Below are 23,149 nucleotides of genomic sequence, written 5' to 3'. Positions count from 1 at the left end.
CATGATTTCCGCTCCCACAGTAACCCTCAGCGCGGCCATCGTCGCCAACCAGATCGACCACACCCTGCTCACGCCCGAGGCCACCGCCGCCGACGTGACCGCCCTCGTCGCCGAGGCCATCAGGCTCGGCACCTACTCCGTCTGCGTCTCACCGTCGATGCTGCCGCTCACGATCCCCGCCGACGCCGACCTCAAGGTCGCCGTCGTCTGCGGCTTCCCCAGCGGCAAGCACCACAGCGCCATCAAGGCCGCCGAAGCCGCCCTCGCAATCGCGCAGGGCGCCGACGAGATCGACATGGTCATCGACATCGGCGCCGTCAAGGCCGGCCGGTTCGACGACGTGCAGGCCGATATCGCCTCCGTGCGCGCGAGCATCCCGGCACCGAAGGTGCTCAAGGTGATCATCGAATCCGCCGCGTTGACGGATGCCGAGATCGTCGGCGCGTGCCAGGCCGCCGTGGCCGCGGGCGCCGACTTCGTCAAAACCTCCACCGGTTTCCACCCTGCCGGCGGGGCGACCGTGCACGCCGTGCGCCTGATGAAGGAAACCGTGGGCGACCGGGCCCAGGTGAAGGCGTCGGGCGGGGTGCGCAGCTTCGACGATGCCCTGGCCATGATCGAAGCCGGCGCCACCCGCCTCGGTGTCTCCGGCAGCGCCGCGCTGCTGAGCGGCGCCAAGCCCACCGTGCTGACCGGCGCTTACTGACCGTCGGCGCCGGCGTCGGCCGCCAGTGCTGGTCGATCGATCACCCCACAGAAACGTCGATCAGCACCTTCCCGACCGCGCCACTCTCAACCAGGGCATGGGCATCTGCAGTGTGCGCGAGGCCGAAGCGGTGCAGGGCCAGCCCGGCCTCTTCCCCACAGCGAGGGGGCACCCCGATCAAGTACATACCGATAAGCTCAGCCTGTATCTAGGCTTGGGGGAGCGCATGTCGGCAGGCGGATCGGCATGGAGCGAAGCGACGCGGCAGCTAGCGCTCTCAGAAGCGCACGCGCTCGCCGCTGAATCCTCGCGGGCCAAGGCCGCCAACTACTTCGCCGCCGCCGACAGCGAAAAACGCATCGCCCACGTTCTCGCCCCCCTCGCCGCAGCCGGCTACCACTTCCTGCCCGATCGTCAGTGGCCCGGCAGCCGGCGCGCTCAGGTCGACATGGTCGTCGTCGGGCCGGGCGGCCTGTTCATCGTGGACACCAAGGCTTGGAAAGACCCGATCATCGCCGCGGGCCGGGTATTCCGCGGGCAAGCCGATGTCACCGACGAGTTCGACGGACTCGCCGATCTCGCCTGGAAGACGGAGGCGGCTCTGGCTGAGATCGGCCTCGCCCCAGGCGAGATACGACCCGTGGTCGTTTTCGCCGGGCACAAGGGTGTCAACGCGTCGGTCGGCGGCGTCGAGATTGTCGGTGAAGGTGACATCGTGCGCCACATCGCCCGCCGCGGGCAGCGACTCACCGCGTCCGCCGTCGAGCAGGTGTTGGCCGCCGCGATCAAGTACTTCCCCTTGATCGGCGCGCCGGCACCGGTCGATGTGACCCTGCCCGAACCGATCATCGGCCCGGAACCCGCTCTCGATCTGGACCATCTCCCGAGCGAGAGCGACATCGAGGCCGCGATCCTCGAAGGCCTCCTTGCCCCTCCCATCGAGGAGTGGATGACGTTCCTGCATCCCGACCAGGCCAAGTTGGTGCGCCGCAGTTTCAACGGACCCTCTCGCATCCGCGGGGCTGCCGGCACCGGCAAGACCGTCGTAGGGCTGCACCGCGCCGCGTACCTGGCACGATCCCAGGCGAACGCCCGTGTGCTCGTGACCACGTTCGTGCGCACGCTGCCCGATGTACTGAGCAACCTGCTCGGCCGCATGGCCCCGGATGTCGAGGGTCGCGTGGAGTTCAGCGGCGTGCACCAGTTCGCCCGCAAGGTGCTCGACGAGCGCGGCATCGACGTGCGGGTCAGCCCGAAGCTGGCCGATCAGTCGTTCGACGAGGCCTGGCAGCAGACCTGCGGCCCGCTGGCGAAAATCGACACGAACTCCCGATATTGGAAGGAGGAACTCGACCACGTGATCAAGGGCCGCGGTCTCACCACCTTCGACGAGTACGCCGACTGTGCCCGCATCGGCCGGCGCCGCCGCCTCACCCTCGACCAGCGCCGCTCGGTCTGGGCGCTCTACCAGTGCTACGAATCACTTCTGCGCACTCGCGAGGTGCACGACTTCGCCGACCTGATCCTGCTCGCCGAAGCGGCCCTGCGCGCCAAACCAATGGTCGGGTACACCGCCGTCATCGTCGACGAGGCTCAGGACCTGTCGTGCGCGATGATCCGCATGCTCGCCTCCGTGGCCGGTGAAGGTGCGGATGCCTTCACCCTGATCGGCGACGGCCAACAGACCATCTACCCCGGCGGGTACACTCTCGCCGAGGCCGGTCTCTCCGTCGCCGGCCGTGGTGTGATCATGGACGTGAACTACCGCAACACGGCCGAGATCCTCGCCCTGGCCGCCCGGGTCGTCGATGGTGCGAGCTACGTCGACATCGAAGGCACCGCGGCCAGCGCAGCCGCGATCACCTCGCCGCGACACGGTGACCGTCCCCTCTTCGCCCGGGCGCGCACCCGAACCGAGCACGACGGCAAACTGGTGCAGCACCTCCGCCGGGCCGCGCAGAGCGTGAGTGTGGGCTGGGGCGACGTGGGTGTGCTCTGCTCCACCACCTGGCAGGTGCGTGACGCGGTGACACTGCTCCGCACCGCGGGAATTCCCGTGGTCGAACTCACCGATTACGACGGTAGCCCAACGGATGCCGTGAAGGTCGGCACGATCAAGCGGGCCAAAGGACTGGAGTTCAAGCAGGTGCTGCTGCCCTGGATCGACGAACAACTGATGTCCCCGGGCGTCACCGGCGAGGGGTGGACCGATTCGCGCATCGAACGCGACGAGCGCAACCGCCGCGAACTGTTCGTGGGCATCACCCGAGCTCGTGACGCCGTGTGGGTCGGGTGCATCACGGCGCAGGGTTCGTCGGCGTGACCTTCGCAATCCCCAACTGCACCACGCGCTGCTCGTACACGTCCCGGCGACGGCCGACGGTGACCACGACCACCACAAGGATGTCGTTGCGAATGGTGTAGATAATCCGATAGTCGCCCACCCGCACCCGATAGCCGTCCCGTCCTTGCAACGCCCTGGCCCCGGGCGGGCGTGGGTCTTCGCCCAGCAGGGCGATGGCGCCGTGTACCCGACCACGATCCTGCGGATCAATGCGCCGCAAGGGTTTGACCGCTGCCGGGCGCACTTCGATCCGGTACTTGCTCACGTCCAGCCGAGATCCGCTTTGACCTGCTCCCAGGGAATGTTGTCGCCCTCGTCGGCCATCGCCACATCAAACGCCGCGACATCCTCAGCGTCCTCAAGCGCGTCTTGCATGCGCGCGTACTGCTCGGGGCTCACCAGCACAGCAGCGACCTTTCCGCGACGCTCCAAGAAGACGGCCTCCGTGCTGGTCTGGGCGATCAACTCGGGTAGGCGCGCCCTGGCATCGGTGACACTTGACTTCGACATGCCTCAAATGTACATCCGCGTGATCTCGATGTACATGTGCAGTGTCGGTCTGCAGTTGACCGCCGTCCACCCGCTTGCGGGAGCACCCATCGCGGATGCGCGAACCATTGGGTCTGCCCCGCGACACTCAACCTCGATCACCGGGCGCAGAGTCCCAAAGTTCACCCGGCCGACACGTCGAGGAGCACCTTCCCGACCGCTCCGCTCTCGACCTGGGCGTGGGCATCCGCGGTGTGTGTGAGGTCGAAGCGGTGCAGGGGCAGCCCGGCCTCCTCCCCCACGGCCAGGGCGCCGTCGGAGAGCGCGGCGTTGATGTCCTCGGCCGCCGCACGGATGACGTCGGCGCCCACCGTGTAGAGCAGCACGAACTGGTAGCGCACGTTGAGGCTGAAGTGCCGGCGCACGTCGAGGGTCATCTGGTCGCCGCCGTTGTTGGCGTAGACCGCGATCGACCCACGGTTGCGGATGACGGCCAGGTCGAGCGGCGCGTTCTGGGCCGGGGCGACCTCGACGATCTGGTCGACGCCGTCTGGCGCGATCGCCCGGATCTGGTCGACGATGTCCGAGTCGCTGTAGGTGAGCACGTGCTGCGCGCCGGCGGCCGTGGCGAGCGCCGCCTTCGCCGGCCCGCTCACGGTGGTGATGACGGATGCCCCCGCCCACCGGGCCAGCTGGATCGCCGCATGCCCGACCGCGCCGGCGCCGCCGGCCACGAGCACGACCTTCCCGGCCAGGGCGCCCGGCTGCAGCCGGTTGGGCCCGTCTTCGGCCACCGTCAACGCCCGGTACGCCGTGATCGCCGGCACGCCGAGGCTCGCGCCCTGGTCGAAGCTCGCATTCGCTGGCAGCGCGAACACCCGCTCCGCGGGCAGCACGGCGTGCTCCTGTGACGTGCCGCTGTTCGCCCGCTGGTACGCGGCGAGCGCCAGCCACACCCGGTCGCCGACGCTGACGTGCTCGACGCCTGGGCCGACCGCTTCGACGATGCCAGCGCCGTCTTGGCCGGGCACGACGTCGTCGAACGCCAGCGATTGGCCAGGGGCCGACCCGCGGCGTGACTTCCAGTCGGTGGGGTTCACCCCGCTGACCACGATCCGCACCCGCACCTCGCCGGTTCCGGGTTCGGTCACCGGCCGATCGACGAGCTGAAGCACGGACGGGTCACCGGTCTGGCTGTACACAATTGACTTCATGTCAGGGGTAACGCGGGGCGGGGTGGAATGTTTCCCGACCTAAGGTGATCCGCGCTGGGCGTTCACCCCTGGGGCAAGGTCCGCACGGGAGAGGGATTCTGAGCAAGCAACGCCGACGGAAACCGCTAGATCACGGGAGTTTTTGCCGCGAAGTACTCGTAGAGACTCGACTCGATTGGACTCGCCAGACCAAGAGTCATGGAGACAACGTCATGCCCACTCTCACCGGACATCTTCGTCTGGCGAGCATCCCGCGATCTTGCTGTGCCGAGATAGTAGAAGTCAGTGCCTTCTGCATCGTCCTTCTTGGCGAACACATGCAACGGGAGACGATTCTCAACAATTGCCTTCACCTCCCCGCTCGCGAGTGTTCGTCTGCTCCGGGTGTACCAAGTCAGGGTTGACGGATTGAGAAACTCGTCCTCGTACTTCGTGCTCTCGGATACCTCTGAGCCCTTGTGGTACGTGACGAAAATGGGGCAACTGTTTGAGAAGGTGTCGACCTTGTATCCATAGATTGTGCTCTGCTGATTCGACTGCCAGTTGAGCAGCCGGCAGACATCCTTGCGAGAGTATCGTCGCCCGACCTCAAGCTGCCCGCTCCAGTTATAACGATGGCGCGCAAGGTACAACCCGGTATCGACTACATCTCGGACCTGCTTTCTGAATATCGGGTCTGCGGCCAATGCCGCTGTGATGTTCTCGGCGAGGTTGTAGGCCCCGTCTCGAAGCAAGACGATCGGCTTAGCGCCGTACTTGGCGGCTTCTGCTTCGGTGAAGAAGGTGAGGTCCAATACGGCCTGGATGGAATTGAGCGTCGGCGCATCACTAACCAGCCCTCTCTCCGCAAGCAGATTCTGGTATCGCTCAATCGTCACGCCACCCGATTGCGAGAGAAGCGTGTCGAGCAGGAGTAGCTCATGCGGCCGCTTGCCGTTGAGTAGTTCTCCGGAAAGGAACGTCAGGACCGCGCCCTCGAAGGCTTCCGCCTGGACGTCGAGTGCTCCTACCTTGTTCAGAAATGTCCAGTAGTTTTTCTGTTTTGTCGCAATGACAGTTGGGTCGACGGTGTCAAAGCGGGCGAAGTCGATGAGCTCAGGCGATCGACCCAAACGGTTCTTAAGATCAACGAAGGATTTCTTGAGGTTAGACATGCTGTCGAGAGTTGTTGTCGCAAGGGAGGCAAAAATCTTTTGTCTCGAAATCGCGTCAAAGTTCACACTCGAGAGTCCCGCAATCGCTCCAGCTTCCTGCGCATCGATGATCTTCTTGCGGATCGAATCCTTGTTCAGGGTGCTGTCGCCGAACAGCGCGATAGGGATCAAGTAGTTGTTGTCGTAGTTACCGATGAAGTCGATCACCACGAGGTGGTCTTTGCCTGCAGCTTTTCGCAGCCCTCGACCCAACTGCTGTGTAAACACGATGCTCGACAACGTCTGCCGAAGCATTACGACCTGATTGACCGAGGGGATGTCGATGCCCTCGTTGAAGATATCGACGGTGGCTATGTAATCGAGTTCGCCGCTTTCCAGCATCTGCACAGCCCGCTCACGTTCCTCGACCGAATTGCCACCGCTCAAGGCACGCGTTCGAAGGAGTTGTCCGTGGACAGCACGCTGGTTGAGAATTCTGGACAGCTCTGCGGCTTCGTCATTCTTGCTACAAAAGATCAGCCCCTTGACCGGAGCGCCAGCGTGGCCATACCTTTCAATCTGCGCAATGAGGTGATCGACGCGCTCGCTCGCGACCAGCCGGCTCAGATCCGCGACCTGATCAATGACCTCGCCATTCTTCACGTAGTCGGTGACGCCGTAATAGTGGAATGGCGCCAACATGTCTGCCTCGAGGGCCTTCTGCAAGCGGATTTCATACGGCACGTTGTAGTCAAAGAGCTCGAACACGTTGAAGTCGTCAGTGCGCTCGGGGGTCGCGGTCATCCCGAGCAAGAAATCCGGCTGAAGGTGATCGATCAGCTTCCGGTAGCTCGCGGCACCCGCCCGGTGGACTTCATCAATCAAAACGTAGTCAAAAGTATCGGGGCTGATCTCGCGAAGATTCTCGGGCCGAGAAAGCGATTGAATCGATGCGAAGACGTAGCGTCGATCGAGCTCCCTCTTCGACCCGACGAACTTGCCAAAGTCGCTGTCTGGGGCATTGAGCACCAGCTTGAACTCGTCGATTGCGCGGTCCAGAATCTGCTCGCGGTGCACGACGAAGAGCATCCGCTTGGGCGCGTATGCCCGAACGTCGAGCGCGGAAAGGATCGTCTTTCCTGTTCCTGTCGCCGATACGACGACTGCGCGATTCTCGCCTCCGTCGCGCAGGGTCTGTATCTCAGCCAGTGCTTCGACCTGCATTGAGTTCGGGACAATCATTCCCCTCGGCGGCAGATCACCAAGCGCCACCATCGATGCGGATGCTTGAAGAGGCGGCCGAGGCTGCAGAGCCCAAGTCAGCTCATAGTCGTCGATCCATCTCCGGGTCAGGGCAGTCGATGCTTCGATATGTGCGTGGGCCGCGGACTTCAGCTGGTGAACAATGTCCCCATCGGGGAGCGCGGAGAAGCGCAGATTCCATTCGTGGTTTTTCAACAGCGCTTTTGCGGTCAGGTTGGAGCTGCCGACAATCGCGGTGGTGCTCTCCTCCTGCTCGAAAATGTATCCCTTCGCGTGGAACCCAGCGGTGGAGTCTGGATGCACGTAAACATCCACGCCTTTGAGGTTGAGGAGCTCACGGAACGCGGCAGGCGAGTTGAATCCGAGGTAGGTGGACGTGATGATCGTGCCGGTTCCTCGGTAGTCGAGGAGCGCCTGCTTAAGCAACGCGATTGCATTCGGTGTGATGAACGCGACCGAAAATACGAAATTTCGCGATCGCTTGAGCTCATCGAGGATCGCCTTAAGCATCGTCTGGCCATCGGAATTTGAAATCAGAGTGGGGTGGAAAACCTGATCAGCGGTGACGTGTGAATTCAGGAAACCGAAAGTGTTGTCGATCGTGAGCTGACTACGGGTGTCACTCAAACGAGGAAGTCTTTCATAACCCGCTCGACTGCCGGAATATCGGCGGGGGCCCATTCAAGCTGGTCAAGCTCAGCGGCATCCACCCAGCGAAGCTCCGCGTGCTCTGTTAGGCGAGGTTCCTTGCCGACGAGCCTGCAGTAGTAGGTCGTGAGGATGACGATGCCGAAGTCATACTCGTGCTCGGTGGTCGCGACATGGTTGCCAACCTCTGCAGAGCAGAGCAGTTCCTCTTCGAGTTCGCGGAGCAACGCCCCTTCCGGTGACTCGTTCGGCTCAATCTTGCCTCCCGGGAACTCCCACATGCCGGGCAGAGACATGCTCGAACTACGTTGCGCCGCAAGAATCGTCTGCCCCCGAGTGAGGACAGCACCGACCACATTAATTCTCTTTTTCAAAGTGTGTCTCCCCATTGCGTGACCGTCGATTCGTATGGCCAGCTTAGCTAGCGGCGGTAAGCCGATGCCTGCCCCTCTATCCTCGCGACACAGCATTGGCCCTGCTCGCGCCGCTGGCTTCTAGGCGAACCGCACGCGCTCCGCGACGGTCGCCCGCAGGCGGTCAAGCTGCCATGTTGCACCGTCGTCCACACCGGGCAGTCCTTGCCCCAGTACCGCAGCCAGATGCCTGGCCCCGACGACAAAGGTCGGCATCGCTCCACCGCCCAGTTGCTGGAGCCGGGGCGGAGCAGTGCTGAATCCGCATAGACGAGGAGAGTCGCCGAGGCACCATCGATCCCCAACGTCTTGCCGACGTCCGCCAGACGGGGCCGGAGTGTGTCGCGCACGTCGGGAACCGTGCGGCCGCCGTGCCGCCGAGAATCGTGCTCCACGGTCACCGGCCCCGCCTCGGTCATGGATTCGATCACGATCAGACCCTGCGGACCGACTACCAAGTGATCGAACCGCGCGTGCCCCGCACCAAGTTCCACGTCGTGCCAAATCGAGAAGCGCGGTCCGACGGAAGCCAGCTCGCGGGCCGTGTTTTCCTACGCCAGAGCCCGGTCCCACCACACACGGATGCTCGGCGGCGCCACTCGCACGGTGTCCTCCGAGTACGGCGCCGCCAAAAGTGGTGCGGTGTTGGACGGCCGGGCACGGAGATCAATCTCGAAGGCCCTTTGCGCACGGCGGAAATCTGCCTAGGCCGCGGCGAACGTCGCAGCCTTTTCCTTCGCATATCGGATGAGTTCCCGGCGGTAGGAATCCCGGTGCATCCTTAGTACTGAAACGGGTACGGAACTGATCGCTCCGGCCAAACCGCCTAATCCGGCCACCAGGAGCAGCGGCATCCAGATTGCGGCGATGCCCTCCGCGAGAAGTCCCTGTCTCCAGGCAAAGAAAAGGACGAGGCCCGCTCCAACCGCAGCGAACGATGTCGTCATCTGCGCGCCCAGTCGCAGCCCTTGGCGGAGAAACCTGCCGCGCGCCTTGCGCGCCGGAACCCAGGGCACAGGCGGCGACGGCGGGGTGGGGTTGACCAGCCAGGCGATCACCAGATCACGGTATTTCAGGCGGAAACTTCCCCCAGGATGCCCATGTCTGTCCGCACGCCGAACTCGTGGTCGTTCCTCGGCTGTCGATGACCGACTCGGTTGGGGGTTCGTCTGACTCGTCGGTCCGACCCGCGGCTCAGCCGCACTGTGGTGAGCCGAACCGGCACTCAGCGTGCAGTCGTAGGCCGCGCGCGTGTCAGGGGTGCCCAGCGCGGCCCACGCGTCCTGCACAATGCGGAACTGCTCTGCGGTACCGTCGGTGTCCGGATGGCTGGTGCGCTGCATCCGTCGATAGGCACGCCTGAGCTCGTGCGCGCTGACGGATGCAGCACTCCCAGCACGCTGTAGTGGGTGGTTCGGGAGGTGGTCACGTGAGCTCACCCGCGGATACACGCATCAGAAACCCTGGCGCTGCTGACCAGGCCGAATCTGCCCCTCCCACGCCCCACTTTTCAACATCCGTCATTTGTTTCAGCATGGTTCCCCTATGCCCGTTTTGAATCCAGCGGGTGCGGCGCGGGTCACAGCCGCGTAGAACAGCCGCGTATCGCTGATCCCGCCGCGAAGCGCGAACGACGGCATCGGCCCTGCGTCGGGTCATGGATCACTTCACGCCAGGGTCTGCGACGGCCGTTGCCCTCTCGCCGTCCAGTTCCGAGGCCCGGATGGGTGTCTCGAACCTCGTCGCCACGGTTGCTTTCCACGCGAACTTTAGGTATGCCCAAGGGGAAAGCGCAGCCGTCGACGTACCCTCTCCCTCGCTTGCAAGCCACGCTCGAAGCCGAATCTGCGTGACCGTCGCACGGTACACAGTCAGGTCAGGGCCAAGAATCAGAATCCACAAGGCCGCCATTACCGCGCCGATGACGGTGATGGCGTAGTAACCAAACAAATTCGAATAGTGCGGATAGATATTCTCGAGGGCGACGTAGGCAACAGAGAAGCCATGTACGACGACGAGCTGTCGCGCGGCTTCGCTACATTTCGGCCACTCGTCGTCGGTCGCGTCCCGAAGGTGATGAAGCCGAGCGATCAGAAGTAGCGTTGCTGCAACCAGATTCGCCAGCCAGAACCAGACGACCTCCGGATTAGTCACGTTGAAGAAGGGCCAGAAGAACCAGGGCACAAGGACATCGGCGAACAGGAGGACAGTCAGAACTTCGGGGATCCTCCTTGTCGATCCCTGGTGTCCTGAAGACAGCGCAGCGCGCGACCCGCGCCTTCTTTTACCCAGCTGGGTCTCGGCCGTGACGATGGCTGTCCAACCCGGCCCGATCACAAGGAACCAGACGCCAATCGTGAAGAAATTGAGCGCAGACCAAATTTGGTCCGACATTAGTGCCGTGAGATCGTCGGAGAATTTGTCCAAGAGAGCAACGGCCACGAGGAATGCAATGATGACTGCCTGGACCTCCCGTGTGACTTGGGTCCCTGCGGCCCAAATTACATCTGGGGCTGAACGAGTTCGATTTGCGTGAAAGGCAAGCCACAGCCCGGCCGAGCTCATCGACCCCATACAAATAACAAAACCCAGGTCCTCTTCCTGAGGCATTCGTCCTGCTATGACTATCGGGATGATTGCCGAGAAGAAGAAAAAGACGAGCACTGCTGGCACCATCCAAAACAGAGTCATCGTCCAAAAGCGTGGCCTTACACGGAGCATGATGCGGCGGACCACGAACGCCCCGGAAAGGAGGAGACCCACGAGGGCCACTCCGGCAGCCGCATACCTTCCTCCCTGCAGGACAGACAGGAGTACCTCGTCCGCCCAGTCACCACAACATCGCGGCCCGGCAGGCCACGCGAAAGAGTTCTGAACCACCGGTGCCAGGCCAAGCAAGCCAGCCAGACCCACGAAAAAGGCCAGCATTCCCGCGTACCCTGCCACTTTCCATCCGATTGGCAGCGTTGGCCGTGCGGCCGATTTCGAGAGGTTCGACACCTTGATCTCACTCCAGCGCGGTTGAGTCCGGCGGGGCGATTTCATTCGGTGAGTCACCCAATTGATTAGGTCCACTAGCTGGCCTCCGTCTTGAGCCTCGCGACCTGCTTCGGATTCCCGTCCGCAAGTTGGCACCATTATGGTGCGTTTCGCGGTCTCGCGGTCTCGCGGTTTCGCGGTTTCGCGGTTTCGCGGTTTCGAGTGTGTGGCAGCCGACTGCCCAGCCGCGGCAGAAATTCGCACAACCGCCGATAGATAACCCTGGCCGCCGCGACGTCGGGCAGCTGGTCCGCGTTGATCTCCGCGGAGCCGATACCGGTGCGGTATTCCGGTTCGGAGCGGATCGAGGCCGCGAAGATCTCCTGCGAGACCACGATCACCCGCAGGTCGAGGTCGGCGGGCACGAACTGCCGGAAGCTGACCGGCGCGTAGCGCACGTCGTCGATGTGCGCCCGGTCCTCGCGGGTGACCGCCGCCGTGCACCGCGGGGCCTGGGCGATTTTACGGAAGGCCTTGCGATTGACGGTGCCCTCCGCGCGCTCAGTTCTCCACCGCACTCGTCCCGTGTCGGCGCACGCCGACCGGCGAGAACCCTTATCGCGGAATGCCCCCGTCACGGCTAACCGATCACGCGGCTCCAGCGGGAGCCGGGCGCCGTCGCCAACGCGACCCCGGGCATCCGTGCCGTGGTCGCCATGGTGGCCACGCTCACGGTGGTCACCCTAAAGCGGGCAGAGGCGCGATGTTCTGGTTCAGCCGGAAGAAATTCTCCGGATCCCAGGCGCGTTTGAGGGCGCGGAGCCGGGTGTACTTCGCCTCGCCGTACGCCTGCCGAACCCGCTCTTCGCCCTCGTCCATCAGGAAGTTCACGTAGACGCTGGTATGGAAGGGCTCGAGGTCTGACCAGAAGTTGCGCACCCAGTCGCGTTCCCGGTCGAACCCGTCGGGACCCTCGGTGGCGGCTGTGATGTTGAATGTGTGGCCGGTCGCGCGCCCGTGGAACGCGGTGTCGTCTTCGGCGACGCGGGACGCGGCTCCCCCGCCCTGCCAGATCGGGAATGCGGTCAGCGGGGACGTGATCCTGGCCGCGTGATCGGCCGTGATGTCGATGACCTCGTCGGTGAGCTCAGCGACATCGCAGGACCGCATGTAGTACCACCGGCCGGGCGGGTAGCTGGGGTCGAACATGGCCTGATGTTCCAGGTACGGCTTCGGCCCGCACAGATCCAGGACCGGATGACCGAACGCCTTCAGCGGCTTCATCACTTCTTCGCCGTCATCCACCGGGCCCGCGAAGCAGCTGACGACGGCGACGACGGGCTGTCCGCGCAGATCGGACGGCATCCAGTCGGCATCGGGGGCGCGGCGGTGCACCACCATGGTCATCAGGTCGTCTGGCGCCTCGGCAATCCACTCGCGGTAGAAACGCAGCACCTTCACCGACTCGGTCCCGGGCCAGAAGACCGGCCCGGCCATAAGGATCGGGCCGACCCGGTTCAGCCGGAACTCGAACTCGGTGACGATCCCGAAGTTGCCGCCGCCTCCGCGCACTCCCCAGAACAGCTCGGGGTTCTCGGTGGCGCTCGCCCGCACGAACTCGCCGTCGGCCGTGACCATGCCCACCGACAGCAGCTGGTCGATGGACAGCCCGTGCTTGCGCATCAGCCAGCCCAGGCCGCCGCCGAGGGTGAGCCCGGCGACACCGGTATGAGTCACGATCCCCGACGGCACCGCGAGCGCGTGCTGCTGCGTGGCGCGGTCCAGATCGCCGAGTAGCGCCCCGGCCTGCACGCTCGCCGTGCGTGCGTCGGGATCGACCCGGATGCCGTTCATCGGCGACAGGTCGATGACCAGTCCGTCGTCGCAGACTGAGTGTCCCGGAAAGCTGTGCCCGCCGCCGCGCACCGCCACCAGCACATCATGGCGTCGGGCAAAGCGAACCGCGGCACTCACGTCGTCGCGGGAGGCGCACCGGGCGATCAGGCCGGGGAATCGGCTGATCGAGCCGTTCCACACCCGGCGCGCCTGGTCGTAGGCCGCGTCGCGGGGTCGGATCAGCTCGCCGCGCAGGTGCGTGGCGAGGTCGGCCACCGCGCGCTCATCGAGATCGACGCGGCCGCCGCTGATCGTCGCCAGCATGGTCATGGTGTCGGCACCTTTGCGTCCACGGAGTACATGGTAGAACCGGGCGGGGCGATGCGAAAGTGCCGGGTGGTCGCGAGGGTCTCGATGCTCCTATTGATGTCAAGCGGCGATTTGGGTTGGGGTGTGGCGTTGTTGGATGGCGTTGAGGATGGGGAAGATTTCTCGGGCGAGGTAGCGTTTGAGTAGGCGCATGGCGTCGCGTTTGGTTTTGCCGCGGGCGAGGGTTTTCAAGACGTAGTCGCGTGTTTCGGGGTGGGTTTTCATTCGGACGAGCACGATCCGGTGGAACGCGGCGTTGCCTTGCCGGTTGCCGCCGCGGTTGAGGCGGTGCCGGTTGGTTTTGCCCGATGAGGCGGGGATGGGTGCGGTTCCGGCGAGGTGGGCGAGCGCGGACTCGCTGCTGATCCGGTCAACGTTCTCGCCCGTGACGGTGAGCAGGGCAGCGGCAACGTCGGGGCCAACACCGTGAACGGCAAGCAACTCGGGTGCGTAGTCGGTGACCAGGACCAGGATCCGGGTGTCGAGCCGGGCCGCCTCAGCGGTGAGGTCAACGAAGCGGCGGCCGAGGGAACGGGCGGCGTCTTTCGTCGCGGCGGTGACGACATCATCACCGGCCCGGTCGCGCAGCTTCGAACAGGCCAGGGCGAGGTTCTTCCGGGTCTGTCCGGCGAGCTTGACCCGCAGCTCTTCCGGGGCGCTGACGAGCAGCCCGTGGAGCTGATTGATGGTTTCGGTGCGCTGCTTGACCAGCAACCGCCGGGTCGTGCGCAGGGCGCGAATCGCTTCGACCTGCCCGTCCCTGACCTTCGGAACCGTCCTCGCCCGCCGCGAGAGAACAGCCCGGGCCGCGGAATACGCGTCGATCTGGTCGGTCTTGCCCCGCAGCCGCCGCTCCTGCTTGTCGGGGGCGATGACATCGATCACGTCCCAGCCCAGCCCGCGGAACCGGGCCGTGAGGCCAGCCCCATAAGACCCGGTTCCCTCGACCCCGGCCCGGAGCACGACGCCCTGGGCCTGCACCCAGTCGATCAAGTCCCGGTAGCCGGTCGGGGTCGCGTCGAAACGCTGATCCCCGATCGATTCACCCAGCGCCGTAATCACGGCAACGTGATGGAAATCCTTGTGAGTATCGACACCGATAATGATTTTTCGGTCCACATCAGTCATTCTGAATACAGCCCTTCTTGTGAGGGTCAGCGTTCAGGCTGCCGGCAGACAGGTCAGTGAAGAGACTTTAGCCAGGCTCCTATCAAGTCATGATCGGCATCCTGAACGTGACAAAACAATGTCAGGGCCAGACCGGCCGACGCATCGAGACCAAGACAGCCGAAGCGTCAGACAAGCTCTGAGTCAGACCACCCTGACCCCACCAACCATCATCACTGACAAGCTCGACCACCGGGGGCTCGACCACCGGGGGCTCAACCACCGGGGGCTCAACCACCGGGGGCTCGACTTCCGGGGATGGAACGGCGGCTGGGAGGAGGGCGGGTCAGCCGGCTACGTCGAGGTAGACCGGGTGCTCGGTGTGCTGGGTAGAGAGGATGGTGCGCACGGCGGCGAGGTGCACGCTGGCCGAGCGCCGGGCATCCTCGATCTCGCGAATGAGCTCGAGCTGGCCCGCGAGCAGCAGGCGGGCGCGCTTTTCCAGGTCCCGCGGCAGTTGACCGAGGTGCTCCGGAGCGCGCCACTGCACACCGGTGGAGAACCGCTCCCCCGCCGCAGCCAGAACGGCGTTGCGCGCACCGGCGCCCAGGCTCGCTTCGAGCTGGTTCAACACCTCGACCCACTCGTCGTGGCGGCTCGCTTCCCTAGGCAATGCCGTACTCACCGCCAAGGTGAGCCGACATGGACTGGGCCGGAACGAGTTCTGCGGCCTCGTGCCAGGTCTGTCGCAGCGGCTCGAGCAGCGCGATGCTCTCGCGGGTGCGGTCAACGTCGCGGTGGATGTTTGCGCTCATCAGCGAGTTCGACACGTAGACGTAGATGGCGAAGAGGCCCTCGCCGCCCTCCCACGCTTTGACGTTGAGCGAGGTGGTCAGCTCGGACACGATCGCCTGCGCGTGCACCAGGTTCTCGGATGCGACAGCCCAGTTCTCGACGACCTGCGCTGCTTCCGCACGGTTGAGGTCGAGCAGCAGACGATCGTAGAGCATCGTCAAGAGCCGCACCGGGGTCGCCGAGAGAACGGCTTCACGGTTCAGCTGCGCCCGCCGCGCCTGGGTTCCGCCCATCATGCTCATAACAGCCATCATCATCCTGTGCTCGAGGTGGAACTGGGCAGACCGGCGACCTGGGCCGTGAGCCAGGTCGATTGAGCTTTGAGGGCGCTGAGGGAGACCTCGAGCGCGGTGTAGGTGCTCTGCAGGGTGGCCCGGCGGCTGGCCAGGCTGATGTCCCACGAATCGATCCGGTTGCCCAGGTCTTTGACCGTGGACTGCTGCCCGGTGATCTTTGCCGTGAGCTGCCCGTCGTATTTGTCGGACACCGCCGTGCCCGCAGCCGCGACCCGCGTGGCGATCTCGGTCAGGGCGGCCTTAACTGTGGCCGGATCCTTGGCGAGGGCCGTGGCGAATTTCGCCGCGTCGAACTCCATCGTGCCGGACTTGGTGATGCTGATGCCGTACTCCGATGGCGAGTGGCCGTTGACCGGAGCGGATGCCGCGGTGAGAATCTTCTGCTTGACGTCTCGAACCGTGCTGTCGCCGGTGAAGACCCCCCGGGAAACAATCGCGGCGCCTGACGCGTTCGTACTGTTGACGACGACGGTCTTGGTGGAGATGAGGGCGAAGACCCCGTTCAGAGAGCTGACCAGTCCGGACGCCAGGGAACTGATCTGCGCGTCATCGCGGGCAACCTTGATGGTGACCGGGTCGGTCGAGACCGCGGACACGCTGATCGCGACGCCGGGCAGCAGGTTGGCGAACGTGTTCGTGGAGGAGGTGATCGTCTGCGCGGCCGAGGTGCCCGCCCAGAGCGTGACGCTCGCGTCCTGCGCCGTGCGGATGACTGCCGCGCCCGGGGCCGCCAGCAGATCTGGGGCGGTATTCGCCGTGACTTCGGCCTCGGTGCCCTGATACACGGTGAACGCGCTGGCGGCACCGGTGGCACTGCTCGTGAATTGAAGGCGGTACTGCGGAGCCCCACCGGCATCGACGCCGGATGCGACCTTGGTCGCCATGACGCCGGTACCGGAAGCGTTCACGGCGGTCACAACGTCATCGAGCGATGTCGAGGCTGCCGAAACCTCGGTGGTGATCCCACCCGTCACGATCGTGAGGGCGGCCGGAGTAGCGGGCCACTCAGTCATCGCCGCCGAGACGCCGATTTGGCTGCGGGCCAGAGCCCCGACGACGACGTCGAGTTGCCCGGCGCCCGCGCCGGCGGAGACGGAGGTGGTCACGGTCGCTGAGTTGCTCGACGCCGTGTAGAGGTCGAGTGCCGCCGGCTTCGCGGCCTTCGTGGCGAGATCCGTCAAAGTCGAAACCTGCGAGTTGAGACCCTGCAGTGCCGCGATAAGAGTCTGTGAGGTGCTGACCTTGGCTTTGAGCAGGGCCTGCGGTTGGGCTTCGACCGTCATGAGGGAGTTGATCAGGCTCGTGGTATCGAGCCCTGAGACGAGCCCGTCGATTGCGTTCGTCATGTCTTCCCCTCCTTACGGTTCTGCGATGGTGCTGGATAGTGCGATGGAAATGTGAATGGCTGGTGGTGACCGAGGGATGAGGTCCAGTTCATCTCTCGGTCACCACCAGCCATAGTTCACCGTGCGGTTGCCCGAAAGGTTCTACTACTTCGGGTTAGCGAAGGAGCGACAGCACGCCCTGGTTGGACTGGTTCGCCTGCGCGAGCATGGCGGTACCGGCCTGGGTCAGGATGCTGGAACGCGTGTACTTGACCATTTCGGCGGCCATGTCGGTGTCGCGGATTCGCGAACCGGCAGCGGTCAGGTTCTCCGTCGAGACGGCGAGCGTCTTGACGACAGATTCGAACCGGTTCTGGTCGGCACCGAGGTTGGCGCGGGCCGTGGAGACTGCAGCCAACTGCGTGTCGATGACCTTGATGGACGCGGCTGCCGACGCGGCCGAGGAGAAGTCCAGTCCCGAGGATGCAGCTGGTCCAGCAGCGCCACCAGTCAGGGTCGATGAAGCAACGTCGCCGCCGGTCAGCGACTTCACGTTGACCTTGCCGTTTACATCAACGGAGGCCACCATGCTGCCGGCAAATGTGGAATCTGCATTGAGCGCCGTAGCGAGGTTTGCATTCACTTCTGCAACAGTGGTTCCTGTTACACCGGAAAGGATCGCGGTTGTCACACCGGTCGTCGAACCATCGCCGTTCGTGACCGTGAAGGTGTGTGCGGCATTCGATGCCGTGATCGCTGCAGCCGCATCGGCCGCATCCGTGAACGAGGAACCCGTGTTCGTTGACCCGATTGCACCCGTGATCGTCTTGAGGTTGGCTCCGGAGAGGTCGACAGTGATCTGGCTGCTCGCACCGCTGTTCGCGCCGACCTGGAAGCTCAAGGACTTGCTCGAGCCATCAAGGAGGTTGGTGCCGTTGAAGTTCGTGGAATCACCGATACGCGTGAGTTCCTTGGACAGTGCGCTGACCTCGGTCGTGATAGCCGTACGTGAGGCGGCGTTGTTCGAGTCGTTACCGGCCTGAACGGCGAGGTCACGAACGCGCTGCAGGATCGACTGCACCTCGTTCAAGGAACCTTCTGCGGTCTGAACGACCGAGATGCCGTCCTGGGCGTTGCGGCTGGCGACCGTGAGGCCACCGACCTGCGACTTGAGTGCCTCCGAGATGGTGAGGCCGGCCGCGTCATCCGAAGCACGGTTGATGCGGAGACCGCTGGACAGCTTCTCCAGCGACTTGGACATGTCGTTCTGTGTTGCGGCCAGGTTGCGGTAGGTGTTGTTTGCCGCGAGGTTGGTGTTGACCTGCATACCCATGATGTATTCCTCCGTGATTGGGTGTTGTGCGCCGGCCCATCCATGGGCTGACACCTAGAGCTATCGGCCCCGGGCGGGATCGCGTTAGCTATCGAGCAAAGAAAGTTTGAGCCTCTTCCGCTACGCGGACTCGGACGCATAGAAAGCGTTCGACGCGGTGGCCATGCCGAACATGGACTTGTCGGCGAGACGGGCCAGGTAGGCGCTCCGGCGGGCCGGCGCGATGCGCGACTCCGGCACGTACTCGGCCTCGGCGTCGTCGGCGTAGTGAGTGCCCATGCCGTCACGGAGCAAACGGATGGCCTCCGCGCGCTGCTGGGACACGGCCGAGTGGGTAATCCCCAGCTCTGCGGCAATCTCCTTGACCGAGCGGTCGTCGAAGTACACCTGCTGAACGATCTCGCGCATCTTCTCCGGCAGGGCGTCGATCGCCGCACGCAGGTAGGCGAGGCGTTCCGCAGAGAGAAGGGAATCTTCGGGCAGCTCGGCGCCGGAGACCAGGAACTCGGCCGTGGCATCGTCGAGCGTCGAGACGGTGCGCTCGGAGTCGACCAGGCCGGCAATGGCGGTCTCGCGGTCCACGCCGAGGGCCGCGGCAACCTCGTCGACCGAGGCGGCGCGGCCGAGGGCGGCGGCGATGGTCTCCTGCACGGCGCGGGTGTCCTTGATGCGGCGGCGAGCCATCCGGGTGGCCCAGTCGTTGGAGCGCATCTCGTCGGCGAACGCGCCGATGATGCGACGGCGGGCGAAGGCACCGAAGGGAACGCCGAGATCAGCGTTGAAGGCATCCGCTGAGGTGATGAGCGCGAGAGCACCGGCCGAGGCCAGGTCGTCGCGCGAGAGGTGGCGTGCCTTCGCCCAGACTTCGGAGACGAGGTAGCCCACGAGTGGGAGGTTCTCAATCACCAGCTGGTTGCGTTCTGTCCGATTCATGTCGGACCTCCCTGGATGCTTAGACGGACGGGGTGCGGATCGAAACTGGAGACCAGATCGAGCGCATATTGCCGGGTAAGCACGGGGACTAAAACAAGCTGTGGAGCGGGGTTTCGGGGCCCCAGCGGGGGATTTCTCCTCCGCTGGTTAAAACGTATTGGGGACACGCGCCGAAGAACCGGAGCGGCTCCCCCCACAATGGGTATGAACACCCCCAGTCCGGGGCGAATCACCCCGGAACGGGGTACACCCACCGGGCTGGTTCGGGGATCGTGTCCTCCCTTTGGTGGACACGTGAGGCGCCCGACTGGCATCCTGTTTGCAGTTGATCGCTAACGGTGCAGACCACCATGCCGATAGTGCGTCTCAGATGCAGGAGTGCACGCGTTCTGGCGCGGTACTCGTCAAGGAATGGAAAGGGCAGGTGGGCGACGTGGGCGCGAACGAATTGTCGGCACTGCTGTGGCGTGAGCGTGAGCTCCTGGAACTGCTGATCTTCAAGCTCGACGAAGAACAGCTCCTCCTCACCAACGGCAAGACCCGCTGGCTCCAGCAGGGCACCCGCGAGGTCGAACAGGTTCTCGGCCACGTGCGGGAAGCCGGCTTGGCGCGCTCCGTCGAGGTCTCCGCCATGGCCGCCGAATGGGGAACCGCCGAAGACGCCACCCTGCGCGAACTCGTCGCGCACGCCCCCGCCGGGCCCTGGACCGAGATCATGGCCTCGCACCTCAAGGCCCTCGGTGAACTGACCACCCAGATCAAGGAACTCCGCGACAACAACGAGCAGCTGCTGCGCGCCGCCGCGCGTTCCAGCCAGGAAACGCTCGCCGACGTGCGCACACACTCGAGCACCTATGACTCCCGCGGCACGTCCGACGTGCGCAGCGCCGCATCCCGCCTCTTCGACCAGATCCTGTGAGGATGCCTCGATGAGCACTTTCGGCGGACTGAACACCGCGTACACCGGCCTGGTTGCCGCCCGCAAGGGCCTCGAGGTCGTCGGCCAGAACATCGCCAACGCCAACACTCAGGGTTATACCCGGCAGCGCATCTCCACCTCAGCGGTGGATGCCATCAGCCGCGTCGGCCTGATGAGCGCCGGCGTGCAGGCCGGCCAGGGCGTCAACGTCGACGGCGTCTCCCGCCTCGGCAGCGCGCAGCTGGATGCCCAGGTGCGCTCGTCCGCGGCCGTCGCCGGCTACTCCGCCGTGCGTTCCAACGCCCTGACCGCGGTCGAGGGGTCGATGCACGAACCCGGCGCGAACGGGCTATCCGCCCAGCTCAATGACTTCTGGGCCGGCTGGCAGGACGTGGCCAACGCCCCCGGCGAGAACGCACCCGCCGGCGTGCTGCTCGGCCAGGCCGGCGTGCTCACCACCCGGATCGCCCAGGGTTACCAGGCCGTCGCCAACCAGTGGTCGACCACCCGCGGCAGCGTCGACGGCATGGTCACCGAGATCAACGGTGCAGCCGCCCAGGTCGCGGCACTCAACGCGCAGATTCGCAACGAGCAGGCCGCCGGCGGCGGCGCGAACGAGCTTCTCGACCAGCGCAGCGCGCTCACCACCACCCTCGCGGCCCTCACCGGCGGCACCGTCGTCGACCGGGGCGACGGCACGGTCGACGTGCTCGTCGGGGGCAACGCCCTGGTCAGCGGCAACTCGGCCCAGAAGCTCATCGCGGTCGGCGCAAGGTCGATGACCGGAACCGGCGGCGCGCCCCACGTCGAATGGGCGGCCCACCCGGGCACGTCCGTGGCGGTCGACGGCGGCGAGCTCGCCGGGGCGATCTCGCTGCTCGCACCCGCCGTGACCTCGGGAGCCGGCACGGGCACCGGCGGGGCACTGGCCGAGGCCGCCGAGTCGTACAACACGATGGCCACCCAGTTGGCCGTCAAGGTCAACGCGATCTATTCGCAGGGCACGAACTCGACCCTGCCGTCTGGAGACTTCTTCGCGGTCGCGACCGGTGTGCCCGCGGCGACCGGTCTCAGCGTGGTTCCGAAAACCGTCGCTGAGCTCTCCACCGGTCTGGCCGCGAACGGGGCCCTCGACGGGTCCATTGCCGACGAACTCGCCCAGCTCGGCGCGGGCAAGGCCGTCGCATCCGCCGGCCCGCCCGTCAGTTACGTGCAGTCCCCCTCGACCGACTGGTCGAACTTCGTCACGAGCTTCGCCGTGACCACCCGCACCGAACTGCAGCACGCGACGCTCGCCGACCTCACCTCGACGGCCGCCGTGGGGGCCCAGCTCTCGAACGCCTCGGTCGACCTCGACGAGGAGAACGTGAACCTGCTCATGTTCCAGCACGCCTACCAGGGTGCCGCGCGGGTCATGACGGCCGTGGACGAGATGCTCGATACCCTGATCAACCGCACCGGACTGGTGGGAAGGTAAGCCATGATCTCCCGTGTCACGACCCAGACCCAGATGCGCTCGGCGCAGGCGAACCTGCAGACCAACCTGGCCCGGATGGCCCAGCTGCAGGCGCAGGCATCCTCGCTCAAGGCCATCGAACGGCCCTCCGACGACCCGGCCAAGGCCGCCGATGCCCTGGCCGTGCGCGCCGAACAGCGCGCCGTCACCCAGTACAGCCGCAATGCCGAGAACGGCAACAGCTGGCTGACCACCGCGGACTCCGCCCTCGCGAACACCACCGACATCCTGAACCAGGTGCGGGATCTGACCGTGCAGGGCGCCAACGACGGATCGCTCAACGCCACCGCGAAGGAAGCGATCGCCGTGCGTCTCGACGGCCTCAAGCAGGACCTGCTCAGCCAGGCCAATGCGTCGTACCTCGGCCGCACCGTCTTCGCCGGCAACTCGGATGCCGGCGTGGCCTTCAAGCCGGACTATTCCTTCACCGGAACGGCCACGGCCAGCGTCGTGCGCCGGATCGACACGGGCACGACCATCAAGGTCGATGTCAACGGCGCCGACGTCTTCGGCGCGAACGCGACGAACTCCATCTCGGTGTTCGCACTCATCGACGACATCAGCGCTGCCCTTCGCGGCACGGCCACGACGCCGCCGAGCAACATCGGCCATTTCCTCACCGAGGTGGATGCCCGGATGAAGACCGTACTCACCGCCCAGGCCGACGTCGGTGTGCGCCAGACCCAGATCCAGAAGGCCGGAGCCACCCTCGTGAAGCAGACGGGCGCCCTCGAGGCGCAGCGTTCCTCGATTGAGGACATGGACCTCGGCCAGGCGATCCTCGACCTCAAACTCCAGGAAGTCACCTACCAGTCGGCCCTCGCGGTGACCGCCAAGGTGCTCCAGCCAACCCTGATGGACTTCCTCCGATGATGTCGAACCGAGTGAGAACAGGCCCGATGAACGCCACCCTGACCTTCGTGACACCGCCTCCCGGCCTCGCGCCGCTGACCGAGTTCACGCTGATCGAGATTCCCGGCGCGGCCGGTCTCTTCACGCTGCAGGCAGCCAGCGACCAGCGCACCCGACTGTTCGTGCTGGATGCTTCGGTGTATCTGCCCGACTACTCCCCCGTGATCAGCGACGACCAGGCGAGCTCGCTCGAGCTCTCCGACCCGACCGACGCGCTCGTTCTCGTGGTGACCAACCCCGGCGAGGGCGGCACGACCGTGAACCTGATGGCGCCGATCGTGGTCAACTCGATCACCGGAAGTTGCGCCCAGATCATCCTCGAGGGCCAGGACTGGCCGCTCCGGGCCGAGCTGGGTGCCCGTTCGGCGTAGGTCGTTCTGACGCGCCGGGTCTCGACAGGCTCGACCACCGGGACCGCTCGACCACCGGGACCGCTCGACCGCTGGACGCTGTACCACCGGCGGTGATTGAGCGTGTCGAAATCACCTGGCCCGCCGGGTCTCGACAGGCTCGACCACCGCGGTAGCTCGACCACCGCGGTAGCTCGACCACCGCGGTA

22 protein-coding genes and 1 pseudogene are annotated in these 23,149 nt (G+C 65.0%); 6 read left to right on the top strand and 17 right to left on the bottom strand.

Annotated elements, in window-relative coordinates; translation table 11 throughout:
- Window position 1: 1 nt before the first annotated feature.
- Window positions 2–706, top strand: a complete 705-nt coding sequence (deoC, locus tag QMG61_RS01120; protein ID WP_283492484.1) for a deoxyribose-phosphate aldolase — start codon at window positions 2–4, stop codon at window positions 704–706.
- 226 nt (window positions 707–932) lie between these two features.
- On the top strand, window positions 933–3,029 hold the full coding sequence (locus QMG61_RS01110) for a nuclease-related domain-containing DEAD/DEAH box helicase (RefSeq protein WP_283492483.1): 2,097 nt from the start codon (window positions 933–935) through the stop codon (window positions 3,027–3,029).
- Here the strand turns inward: QMG61_RS01110 and QMG61_RS01105 are convergent.
- The 17 genes and pseudogenes from QMG61_RS01105 to QMG61_RS01030 form a co-directional block, all read right to left on the bottom strand.
- Window positions 3,004–3,315: a type II toxin-antitoxin system RelE family toxin gene (locus QMG61_RS01105; protein WP_349357669.1), complete on the bottom strand. Its 312-nt coding sequence runs from the start codon at window positions 3,313–3,315 to the stop codon at window positions 3,004–3,006. The genes QMG61_RS01110 and QMG61_RS01105 overlap by 26 nt on opposite strands.
- Window positions 3,312–3,560, bottom strand: a complete 249-nt coding sequence (locus tag QMG61_RS01100; RefSeq protein WP_283492482.1) for a type II toxin-antitoxin system Phd/YefM family antitoxin — start codon at window positions 3,558–3,560, stop codon at window positions 3,312–3,314. The genes QMG61_RS01105 and QMG61_RS01100 overlap by 4 nt, the downstream gene beginning before the upstream one ends.
- A 161-nt stretch (window positions 3,561–3,721) precedes the next feature.
- Window positions 3,722–4,753, bottom strand: a complete 1,032-nt coding sequence (locus QMG61_RS01095) for an NADPH:quinone reductase (protein WP_283492481.1) — start codon at window positions 4,751–4,753, stop codon at window positions 3,722–3,724.
- 125 nt (window positions 4,754–4,878) lie between these two features.
- Window positions 4,879–7,776 (bottom strand): DEAD/DEAH box helicase, encoded by a 2,898-nt coding sequence (locus QMG61_RS01090; RefSeq protein ID WP_283492480.1) that lies wholly within the window; start codon window positions 7,774–7,776, stop codon window positions 4,879–4,881.
- A complete protein-coding gene (locus QMG61_RS01085) occupies window positions 7,773–8,171 on the bottom strand; it encodes a (deoxy)nucleoside triphosphate pyrophosphohydrolase (protein ID WP_283492479.1) in 399 nt (132 codons plus the stop codon). Before QMG61_RS01085 ends, QMG61_RS01090 begins: the two co-directional genes overlap by 4 nt.
- Before the next feature lie 120 nt (window positions 8,172–8,291).
- Entirely contained in the window at window positions 8,292–8,426 is a 135-nt protein-coding gene (locus QMG61_RS01080; protein WP_283492478.1) for a hypothetical protein, read from the bottom strand.
- Between the two features lie 185 nt (window positions 8,427–8,611).
- Window positions 8,612–8,743: pseudogene (locus QMG61_RS17475) on the bottom strand (nuclease-related domain-containing protein); the annotation flags it as partial.
- A 171-nt stretch (window positions 8,744–8,914) separates the two neighbouring features.
- The gene (locus QMG61_RS17470; RefSeq protein WP_502846983.1) at window positions 8,915–9,649 is read right to left on the bottom strand and encodes a J domain-containing protein; all 735 of its coding nucleotides are present in this window, start codon (window positions 9,647–9,649) and stop codon (window positions 8,915–8,917) included.
- A 223-nt stretch (window positions 9,650–9,872) separates the two neighbouring features.
- A complete protein-coding gene (locus QMG61_RS01070) occupies window positions 9,873–11,156 on the bottom strand; it encodes a hypothetical protein (RefSeq protein ID WP_283492476.1) in 1,284 nt (427 codons plus the stop codon).
- Between the two features lie 191 nt (window positions 11,157–11,347).
- Window positions 11,348–11,767, bottom strand: coding sequence for a hypothetical protein (locus QMG61_RS01065; protein WP_283492475.1), 420 nt, complete (start codon window positions 11,765–11,767; stop codon window positions 11,348–11,350).
- Window positions 11,768–11,927: 160 nt separating this feature from the next.
- Window positions 11,928–13,355 carry an FAD-binding oxidoreductase gene (locus tag QMG61_RS01060; protein ID WP_283492474.1) on the bottom strand — a complete coding sequence of 476 codons (1,428 nt, stop codon included), beginning with the start codon at window positions 13,353–13,355 and terminating at the stop codon, window positions 11,928–11,930.
- 99 nt (window positions 13,356–13,454) lie between these two features.
- Complete coding sequence (locus tag QMG61_RS01055; protein WP_283492473.1) at window positions 13,455–14,513, bottom strand: IS110 family RNA-guided transposase; 1,059 nt, start codon at window positions 14,511–14,513, stop codon at window positions 13,455–13,457.
- Between the two features lie 334 nt (window positions 14,514–14,847).
- Complete coding sequence (locus QMG61_RS01050) at window positions 14,848–15,174, bottom strand: hypothetical protein (RefSeq protein WP_283492472.1); 327 nt, start codon at window positions 15,172–15,174, stop codon at window positions 14,848–14,850.
- On the bottom strand, window positions 15,167–15,598 hold the full coding sequence (fliS, locus tag QMG61_RS01045; RefSeq protein WP_283492471.1) for a flagellar export chaperone FliS: 432 nt from the start codon (window positions 15,596–15,598) through the stop codon (window positions 15,167–15,169). The genes QMG61_RS01050 and fliS overlap by 8 nt, the downstream gene beginning before the upstream one ends.
- Window positions 15,599–15,609: 11 nt before the next feature.
- On the bottom strand, window positions 15,610–16,998 hold the full coding sequence (gene fliD, locus QMG61_RS01040; RefSeq protein ID WP_283492470.1) for a flagellar filament capping protein FliD: 1,389 nt from the start codon (window positions 16,996–16,998) through the stop codon (window positions 15,610–15,612).
- A gap of 154 nt (window positions 16,999–17,152) precedes the next feature.
- Window positions 17,153–18,310, bottom strand: coding sequence for a flagellin N-terminal helical domain-containing protein (locus QMG61_RS01035; protein WP_283492469.1), 1,158 nt, complete (start codon window positions 18,308–18,310; stop codon window positions 17,153–17,155).
- 120 nt (window positions 18,311–18,430) lie between these two features.
- A complete protein-coding gene (locus tag QMG61_RS01030; RefSeq protein WP_283492468.1) occupies window positions 18,431–19,243 on the bottom strand; it encodes a sigma-70 family RNA polymerase sigma factor in 813 nt (270 codons plus the stop codon).
- 433 nt (window positions 19,244–19,676) lie between these two features.
- On the opposite strand from QMG61_RS01030, the gene QMG61_RS01025 reads away from it, so the two are divergent.
- Genes QMG61_RS01025 through fliW form a run of 4 tightly spaced genes read left to right on the top strand, consistent with a single transcriptional unit; the run spans window position 19,677 to window position 22,961 of the window.
- On the top strand, window positions 19,677–20,162 hold the full coding sequence (locus QMG61_RS01025; RefSeq protein WP_283492467.1) for a flagellar protein FlgN: 486 nt from the start codon (window positions 19,677–19,679) through the stop codon (window positions 20,160–20,162).
- 10 nt (window positions 20,163–20,172) lie between these two features.
- On the top strand, window positions 20,173–21,639 hold the full coding sequence (gene flgK, locus QMG61_RS01020; protein ID WP_283492466.1) for a flagellar hook-associated protein FlgK: 1,467 nt from the start codon (window positions 20,173–20,175) through the stop codon (window positions 21,637–21,639).
- Between the two features lie 3 nt (window positions 21,640–21,642).
- A complete protein-coding gene (gene flgL, locus QMG61_RS01015) occupies window positions 21,643–22,551 on the top strand; it encodes a flagellar hook-associated protein FlgL (protein WP_283492465.1) in 909 nt (302 codons plus the stop codon).
- A gap of 26 nt (window positions 22,552–22,577) precedes the next feature.
- Window positions 22,578–22,961, top strand: coding sequence for a flagellar assembly protein FliW (fliW, locus tag QMG61_RS01010; RefSeq protein WP_283492464.1), 384 nt, complete (start codon window positions 22,578–22,580; stop codon window positions 22,959–22,961).
- Window positions 22,962–23,149: the final 188 nt, after the last annotated feature.

It is taken from the genome of Cryobacterium sp. PH31-AA6 (genome assembly GCF_030063195.1).
Lineage (GTDB): Bacteria > Actinomycetota > Actinomycetes > Actinomycetales > Microbacteriaceae > Cryobacterium.
Note: the sequence above shows the minus strand (reverse complement) of the source record. Positions and strands in the feature narration are given on the sequence as shown.

What these genes read in the sequence shown, in the direction of transcription:
- flgL (WP_283492465.1), top strand. Translation starts at nt 21,643, where the DNA reads ATGATCTCCCGTGTCACGACCCAGACCCAGATGCGCTCGGCGCAGGCG.
- fliS (WP_283492471.1), bottom strand. Translation starts at nt 15,598, where the DNA reads ATGAGCATGATGGGCGGAACCCAGGCGCGGCGGGCGCAGCTGAACCGT.
- flgK (WP_283492466.1), top strand. Translation starts at nt 20,173, where the DNA reads ATGAGCACTTTCGGCGGACTGAACACCGCGTACACCGGCCTGGTTGCC.
- QMG61_RS01060 (WP_283492474.1), bottom strand. Translation starts at nt 13,355, where the DNA reads ATGACCATGCTGGCGACGATCAGCGGCGGCCGCGTCGATCTCGATGAG.
- fliW (WP_283492464.1), top strand. Translation starts at nt 22,578, where the DNA reads ATGAACGCCACCCTGACCTTCGTGACACCGCCTCCCGGCCTCGCGCCG.
- QMG61_RS01035 (WP_283492469.1), bottom strand. Translation starts at nt 18,310, where the DNA reads ATGGGTATGCAGGTCAACACCAACCTCGCGGCAAACAACACCTACCGC.
- QMG61_RS01030 (WP_283492468.1), bottom strand. Translation starts at nt 19,243, where the DNA reads ATGAATCGGACAGAACGCAACCAGCTGGTGATTGAGAACCTCCCACTC.
- QMG61_RS01110 (WP_283492483.1), top strand. Translation starts at nt 933, where the DNA reads ATGTCGGCAGGCGGATCGGCATGGAGCGAAGCGACGCGGCAGCTAGCG.
- fliD (WP_283492470.1), bottom strand. Translation starts at nt 16,998, where the DNA reads ATGACGAACGCAATCGACGGGCTCGTCTCAGGGCTCGATACCACGAGC.
- QMG61_RS01080 (WP_283492478.1), bottom strand. Translation starts at nt 8,426, where the DNA reads ATGCCGACCTTTGTCGTCGGGGCCAGGCATCTGGCTGCGGTACTGGGG.
- deoC (WP_283492484.1), top strand. Translation starts at nt 2, where the DNA reads ATGATTTCCGCTCCCACAGTAACCCTCAGCGCGGCCATCGTCGCCAAC.
- QMG61_RS01095 (WP_283492481.1), bottom strand. Translation starts at nt 4,753, where the DNA reads ATGAAGTCAATTGTGTACAGCCAGACCGGTGACCCGTCCGTGCTTCAG.
- QMG61_RS01100 (WP_283492482.1), bottom strand. Translation starts at nt 3,560, where the DNA reads ATGTCGAAGTCAAGTGTCACCGATGCCAGGGCGCGCCTACCCGAGTTG.